This is a genomic window from Methylobacterium sp. J-030 (genome assembly GCF_022829545.1).
GTDB lineage: Bacteria > Pseudomonadota > Alphaproteobacteria > Rhizobiales > Beijerinckiaceae > Methylobacterium.
This window is the reverse complement of the sequence record NZ_JAKSYM010000149.1, coordinates 1-5237: the sequence shown is the minus strand read 5'-3', so window position 1 is coordinate 5237 and position 5237 is coordinate 1. Positions and strand designations below refer to the sequence as shown.

The following is a 5237-nucleotide window of genomic DNA, read 5'->3' as shown; positions in this document are numbered from 1 at the left end:
GCGAGGCGAGCACCGCCGCGGCTGGCCGGTCCTGACGATCCGCGCGGACTGGCCTGTCCTGCGCCATCCTGGAGCTAGACCATGAGCCTCATCGACCTCGAACGCCGCCTCGCCCGCCTGGAGGCCGCGCGCCACACCGGTGCCCCCACTGCCCTCCTGTCGGATCACCCGATCGACGACACGGCCGGCGATCTGCGGGCGGCCGACGCCCTGGCGAACTGGCAGCGCTGGACTGCGCAGGGCCGAGCGACCGTCAGCAACGGCGTGCTGTGCCTCGTCGGGCCGGAGCTGACGGCGGAGGACTGGGCCGCGCGCTTCGTCACCGAGCACTGAGCGCGCCCGATTATCCGATTATTCCCGAATAAAAATAATGGGGCTGTGCCCCTAAACCGCGACGCACGCAGCCCTTTGAAAACCAGCCTATTTGAAAAATTTGATTGTTTTTCAAAGGGCGCCGCCGCTCTTCTCGCGCTATTACCAGCATCCTCGACCAGGCGTTGCGCTGTTGGCGCCCAGCGCTACCATCACCCTACGGCCCAAGACGCACCGCAGCAGCGGCGCCGAGGTCGCGCAGGCGCCCAGCAGACCGTCACGGGTTCGGGCCCCTCGCCATCGCGACACATCGGTGACGATCCCCGCGATAGGTGTGCCCATGAACGACCCGATCATGAATTCCGTCATCCACCCGAGCGTGCGGGCTGGCATTGAGGAGATGTTCCGCCAGGACCAGCGCGCCGCCGAACGCCGAGAAGCGGAAGCCGCTGAGCGGCGCCGTGAAGAGGTGGAGAGGCGTGAGCGTGACGCCGAGACCATGCGCCGGACCCTAGTGGTCCAAATCTGACGCTTGGTACCCATCCCTGAACGACTGCTACGGGTGGATTTCTGCCGTTCCGCTTAAATGCGCGGCCATGGAAAAACCGGACGCATGAGTGGCGGGCATGGGGCCGCCCTCGCCGATGGGATCACCCCGCCATTCGCCGGATGACGGCGGTGATCTCTTCCTTCTTGTAGGGCTTGGAGAAGAAGACGCCCCGCGCCGGCAACTCGTCGGCCCGGGGCCTGCGCCTGCCCGAGACGATGACGAGTTCGATGGGAGGCCAGCGGTCCCGGATGGTTGCGGCGAACCGCATCCCGTCCAGGCCGCCGGGCATGTCGATGTCGGTGAAGACCACGCGGATGTCGGGGCGGCTCTCCAGGACGAGCACCGCCTCGTCCGCGCCGGCGACGTCGACCACGTCGAAGCCCGCCTCCTCTACCAGGTCCACCGCCATCAGGCGCTGAAGCGGCTCGTCCTCGACGACCAGGACGACGGACCGCGCGGGCGGCATTCCCTGACCCAACTGTATCTCCTCAGGAATGCTGCAACTGGACGAGCGGCGCGCGCATCGTCGCCTGGAACCCGGACGGCGGGTAACGGAGGTCGACACCCCCCGTTCCAACCAGCCCGAGATTGATCAGCCGCGAACCGAAGCCCTTGCGTCCGGTGTTCGCTGGGGGCGTCGGCGGCGGCCCGCCGCGCTCCGTCCAGTCGAGCGACACCTCACGTCCCTCATCTTCGCCCTCGAACCGCCATCCGACCGCGACCCGTCCGTCCGGTACCGACAGGGCGCCGTACTTTGCCGCGTTCGTCGCAAGCTCGTGCAAGAGGAGCGAGAGCGAGAGCGTCGCCCGTGGTCCGAGGTCGAGTTCGGGGCCTGCGAGGTCAATACGGTCATCGTGCCCAGCGTTGGCCAGTACGGCGCGCATGACCTCCTTCGCAGGAGCCGCGGTCCAGCTCTGCCGTAGCAGCACATCGTGGGCGGACGAGAGCGCATGGATGCGGCGCACGAACGCGTCGACCGGTGCACGTTCCGACACCGAGCGCAGCGTCTGCATGGCGATGGAGATCACCATCGCGAACGTGTTCTTGAGGCGGTGCGAGATCTCCTCGTTCAGTACGCGCTGCTCCGCCTCGGCTTGCAAGCCCGCCACCGCGCTCTGCACGCGGTTGGCGACGGTGCGCACGAAGGCGAGGTCGTCTTCCGTGAAGGGATGGTGGTCGGCCCAGTTGACGAAGGCGATGCCGACGAGCCGGCCGCGCTCCAGGATCGGCACGTTGAGCAGGACTCGTGTGTCGATGGCCAGCAGCGCCGCCGCCGTGCTGCGGCGTCAACGCGATCTGCCGCGCCCCTGGGAAAGGTCCGGGTGGAACGAGATGAAGTTCAGCCGGCCGCCTTGAGATCGACGCCCGAAATCGCCAGCGTGCAGACTACATTCTCTGGGAAAGCGGGTGTCGATGGCTCCGCCGGCGCGGCGATCACAGACGTCCGCTTTCGAAGTGCATCGAGCGGCTCTCCGGCCGCCGCAGCGGGTCGGAACCAGCCGCGAACGACTGTTCGTAAAAGGCGGATCTATAGCGGACCGATGGCGCCGGTTCTCCACCGCATACTCAAACCGAACCAGGCTGATCGGCTGCTATGGGCGGGAGATGGATCTTGGGGCGGTCGTAGCCACCCGATCCTCGCGTTGGAGCGAGGGCTCTCATGATATGGGGCGCCATGAAGATCGCGATCCTTGCAGCCCTCCTCGTCGTCATCATCCTACTGCTGACGATCCTCTACATGCTCTTCCAGCCCGGTCCCGCTTACCGAGCGGGGCGGCCGTCGCCAAGTAGGATGGAGGCTGCTGTTGGGCGGGCGGTGCTTCAGGCAGCGCAGAGCGATCCTGCGACAGCAACGATGGTGCGCGCCGCGGTGCAAGCAGCACCCGATGAGGATCGCGCTCTGGCATCCGAACTTATCGCCACCTTCTTGCAGAGGTGATCCTCTGCATGCTCGGTCTGGGTGGTTTTCCGTTGGTCCGCTTCCAGTCGGCTTAGCGATGGAGCGGACGTGCCGCCGCGCCCGTTCACGAATCCGCTCGGACACTGGCGTAGGCGACCGGGCAGCCGGGGGAGGTGGCGAGCGCGGGGTTCCTCGTGTCGGTCGAGGACCAATCACTGGAGCCCACCGACCTGAACATGACCGTCACCCGACAGGTGCTCGATCGGGTGGCAGAGTTCATGGAGACCCGTAATCGCCTGCAATTAGCTTGACCCATACCGCCGGTCGCGCGCACGCTAAATCGCCAGCTTCAACGGATGAGACCCGTCGTCCCGGGCAGCGCCCCGAGTTCGGTCGGGTTCGCATTCGGACCCGAGAGAAGCAGATAGCCTGGGTCGAACCCGGCGAACGTTTGCAGGCGCCGGATGTCGGGCACACTGATGCTTTTGCGGCCGCTCTTGATCAGCCCGGCCTTGCGCAAATCTGCTAGCACGCGTGAGAGATGGATGTTCGAGAGGCCGGCGGTATCCGCCAACTCCGATTGCGTCAGCGGCAGTCTATAGTCCGGTTCGGTCGCGAGCCCGATAGCCTGGAGCCGGGTGAGCAACTCGCACAGGAGATGCGCGATCTGCCTGTCGGCCGACCGACGCCCGATCCCTACCAACCATTCCTGCAGCACGGCTTCGTCGACCAGGACCGACCACCACAAGGCGCGGAAGATGTTTGGCCGAGACGCGGCCAGCCCCTTGATCATCTGGTAGGAGATCGACGCGATGGTGCACGGGGTCAGTGTCGCCACCGAGTTGATCGCACGATTGAGCAACGAGGCGTGCAGATCGCAGCCGTCGCCGGGGACGAGATAGGCGAGGATCGAACGGCCGCCGTCGTCTACGAGTTTGTAGCGACAGGCGAAACCTTCGAGGATAACGTAAGCAACGCCGGGCGTGCTGCCATCGAGAGAGAGATCTCGACCTGCATCGACCTGAGTGACGTCACAGGTGGCACCGCGAAGAGCTTCGATATCTTGTGCGTCTAGATGTGCCCGAAGCGCCAGCTTTTGGATGAACGGGTTCGGCATAGACCTTCGAGCGGCTGTCAGTTCGTGCGCCCCGATGCGCCTTTACACGAAGTCGGCGATCTCGCGACGCGTTCCAAGGTGACCGTCACGCTCGCGACGAACGGTTTGGCTTAGGCATCAAAAGATGGCGTCCGGTCAAACTGCGCGTGTTACCGCCCGCGGATCACGCTGGGTTTCACGCCTTGGCGGCGCGGTTCTCATTCCGGTTGGATCGGCCGTCCGATGATGGAAGATGCTTAGTGGCGCTCCGCGGCGGGGCTCGCATCGCCATGCGCGAATTGTCGCATTCTGTTGCGGCGCCAGTGAAAGATCGGCTCGCTGGTTTGCTTGCACGGAAGTATGCTCAACTCTACATACAAGCGCAATAATTGATGATGATTGCTGACGATCCCTCATCCCGGCCCAGTCGATTGCTGAGGCTGAACACTGTTAGTCGGCGACTGCGGACATACATTTCAGCCATCACGCCTTCCACTCGTGTCGCCATGGTGATGTTCGGGCCGCTGTTGCTCACGGCTATATCATATCTGGTGACGCGGCTGATAGCACCGTTGATACTACATTGGTGATACTACATCCAAATAAGTTATTTAGCTGCGCCCACCCATAGGGGTGCTTTTCGATCTGAATGTGAACGAGTATACGGGATAGCAGACTGGTTCAGAAATGCGTACCTGGCATGATTTTCGTCTTTGCCGTTGTCTTGGGAATGTTAACCGCGCGCTGGCTAAATTACCTAGGTCTGGTCGTTATCTCGATGATCTTTGCCGTCGCGGTTGGGGTCGAGGGCGCATTGCACCTACGGCCTTTCACCAATGTTTTTTTGCGCGGCTTCGAAGTTAACGCCACATTTCAAGGCTCCTACCTCGCATATGGCTTCCTACAAGAGTACGGCCATCGTCTCTTGAAGCTTTTCGATCGATAGCAGACGCCGCTCATCTGAAATCCGAATGACAATCTGCGCTGTGCCCTGTCATAGCGACCATGCGCCGGACCACGAAATCGAGGCGCTCGAACAATGTCTCCGGCTCACCATCATTGAGGACAGGGTAGGCGTCCGCGATCCCGTGCTCGGAGACGCGTTCTTCCGCAATCTGGGCGAAGCCTGGCCAGTCGAGGCGTAGCACCGTGCCGCCAAACGCCCGCACGGCCACCGCCTCATTCTCGAACCGGCAGTCATCCGCCACCACGCCCAAGGCGCCGCGCTCTATCGCAGCCTGACCCTGACCCACCAAACTGGTCCGCACTGAGCGCGAGTTTTTCGGGCATCCTGAACCCTGAAGGAGGGTGGATGCCATGCCTCGCAAACGCTTCACGAACGAACAGATCGCCTTTGCCCTGCGGCAGGCGGAGAACGG

The 5237-nt window shown here is 63.5% G+C and carries 7 protein-coding genes; 3 read left to right on the top strand and 4 right to left on the bottom strand.

Annotation, left to right across the window (positions count from 1 at the left end; translation table 11 throughout):
* Window positions 1-81: 81 nt before the first annotated feature.
* Both MKK75_RS08635 and MKK75_RS08630 read left to right on the top strand, forming a co-directional pair.
* Window positions 82-333: a hypothetical protein gene (locus MKK75_RS08635; RefSeq protein WP_244042178.1), complete on the top strand. Its 252-nt coding sequence runs from the start codon at window positions 82-84 to the stop codon at window positions 331-333.
* A 319-nt stretch (window positions 334-652) separates the two neighbouring features.
* Window positions 653-841, top strand: a complete 189-nt coding sequence (locus MKK75_RS08630) for a hypothetical protein (protein ID WP_244042177.1) — start codon at window positions 653-655, stop codon at window positions 839-841.
* Window positions 842-962: 121 nt separating this feature from the next.
* Here the strand turns inward: MKK75_RS08630 and MKK75_RS08625 are convergent, their stop codons facing one another.
* Window positions 963-1328: a response regulator gene (locus MKK75_RS08625; protein WP_244042179.1), complete on the bottom strand. Its 366-nt coding sequence runs from the start codon at window positions 1326-1328 to the stop codon at window positions 963-965.
* Between the two features lie 22 nt (window positions 1329-1350).
* Entirely contained in the window at window positions 1351-2103 is a 753-nt protein-coding gene (locus MKK75_RS08620) for a sensor histidine kinase (RefSeq protein WP_409567542.1), read from the bottom strand.
* Window positions 2104-2537: 434 nt separating this feature from the next.
* On the opposite strand from MKK75_RS08620, the gene MKK75_RS08615 reads away from it, so the two are divergent.
* On the top strand, window positions 2538-2801 hold the full coding sequence (locus MKK75_RS08615) for a hypothetical protein (RefSeq protein ID WP_244042175.1): 264 nt from the start codon (window positions 2538-2540) through the stop codon (window positions 2799-2801).
* 310 nt (window positions 2802-3111) lie between these two features.
* On the opposite strand, the gene MKK75_RS08610 is transcribed toward MKK75_RS08615, so the two are convergent.
* Together MKK75_RS08610 and MKK75_RS08605 are read right to left on the bottom strand one after the other, a co-directional pair.
* Window positions 3112-3879 (bottom strand): Crp/Fnr family transcriptional regulator, encoded by a 768-nt coding sequence (locus MKK75_RS08610; protein WP_244042174.1) that lies wholly within the window; start codon window positions 3877-3879, stop codon window positions 3112-3114.
* A gap of 935 nt (window positions 3880-4814) precedes the next feature.
* On the bottom strand, window positions 4815-5237 hold a 423-nt coding region (locus tag MKK75_RS08605), incomplete at its 5' end, for a hypothetical protein (RefSeq protein ID WP_244042173.1).

Bases quoted from the DNA above. Each gene is read 5' to 3' on its own strand.
- MKK75_RS08630 (WP_244042177.1), top strand. From the start codon at position 653: ATGAACGACCCGATCATGAATTCCGTCATCCACCCGAGCGTGCGGGCT.
- MKK75_RS08615 (WP_244042175.1), top strand. From the start codon at position 2,538: ATGAAGATCGCGATCCTTGCAGCCCTCCTCGTCGTCATCATCCTACTG.
- MKK75_RS08610 (WP_244042174.1), bottom strand. From the start codon at position 3,879: ATGCCGAACCCGTTCATCCAAAAGCTGGCGCTTCGGGCACATCTAGAC.
- MKK75_RS08625 (WP_244042179.1), bottom strand. From the start codon at position 1,328: ATGCCGCCCGCGCGGTCCGTCGTCCTGGTCGTCGAGGACGAGCCGCTT.
- MKK75_RS08635 (WP_244042178.1), top strand. From the start codon at position 82: ATGAGCCTCATCGACCTCGAACGCCGCCTCGCCCGCCTGGAGGCCGCG.